This window comes from Morganella sp. EGD-HP17, assembly GCF_000512315.2.
Taxonomy (GTDB): Bacteria; Pseudomonadota; Gammaproteobacteria; order Enterobacterales; family Enterobacteriaceae; genus Morganella; species Morganella morganii.
Map to the genome: position 1 here is coordinate 1 of NZ_AZRH01000065.1, position 1,068 is coordinate 1,068.

1 protein-coding gene is annotated in these 1,068 nt (G+C 58.1%); it reads left to right on the forward strand.

Annotated features, from left to right (window positions below; translation table 11 throughout):
- Positions 1-1,068 (forward strand): invasin domain 3-containing protein (locus tag X965_RS18740; protein WP_036419854.1); only part of this gene is annotated, 1,068 nt, incomplete at both ends.

Sequence of the window (1,068 nt, forward strand, 5' to 3'; positions counted from 1 at the left end):
GCCGTTACCGGATACCGTCATCAGTGCCGCCTCCGGTAACGGTGACGGCAGTTATTCCGCTGTGCTTTCGGGAACAAGAGCCGGTGAGGCGGCCGTCCTGGTGACGGTTAACGGTCAGGCATTACCGGTCAGAGCGGCAGCGGTGACACTGACCGCGACATCGCCGGTACAAAGCACCTCGGCCATCAGCACGGACAAAGCCGCGTATCCCGCAGGCAGTGATATTGCGGTAACGGTAACATTAAAAGACGCGAACAGTAACCCTGTCACAGGGCAGTCTTCATTACTGACTGACGCTGCTGTCCGTGTTGCCGGCGCCGTTTCAGAGCCGGGACGCGGATGGACCGATAACGGCAACGGGACTTACACCCGTCTGTATGTGGCAGAGACGGCCGGCACGGGGCTGACTGCCGCACTGCGGTTAACCGGCTGGGGCGCGGATTCGGTATCATCACCGTATTCGGTGACGTCAGGGAGTCCGGTTCAGTTAAATTCCGCGATTGCGGTTGATAACGTAACGTATGCGTCCGGTGATGACATCCGGGTGACGGTGACGCTGAAAGATGCGCAGGGGAATATGGTTACCGGTCAGTCATCCTCACTGACCGGCAGTTCAGTAACCGTCCCCGGTTCATCGGTGAAAACCGGCACCGGCTGGACTGATAATGCTGACGGAACTTACTCCGGAACGTATGTTGCGGAAAAAGCCGGCACACAGTTAAAAGCCACACTTCAGTTAACGGGATGGAGCGGTGCGGATTCTTCGGCGGCGTATGATATTACGGCCGGTGAGGCGGTGCCTTTTTCATCTGCGGTATCAACTGATAAAAACAGCTACATTGCCGGCAGTGAGATTATTGTGACTGTCAGCTTAAAGGATAAACAGGGAAATAATGTTGCCGGTGAATCGGCGGCCTTAACGGCCACCACGGTGACGGTGCCGAATGCCACACAGAAAGCCGGCAGCAGCTGGACTGACCACGGTGACGGCACGTACACGGCCGCGTATACAGCGGATACCGCGGGCACGGGGCTGAAGGCGACCCTGCAGCTGGGCACGTGGGGCAG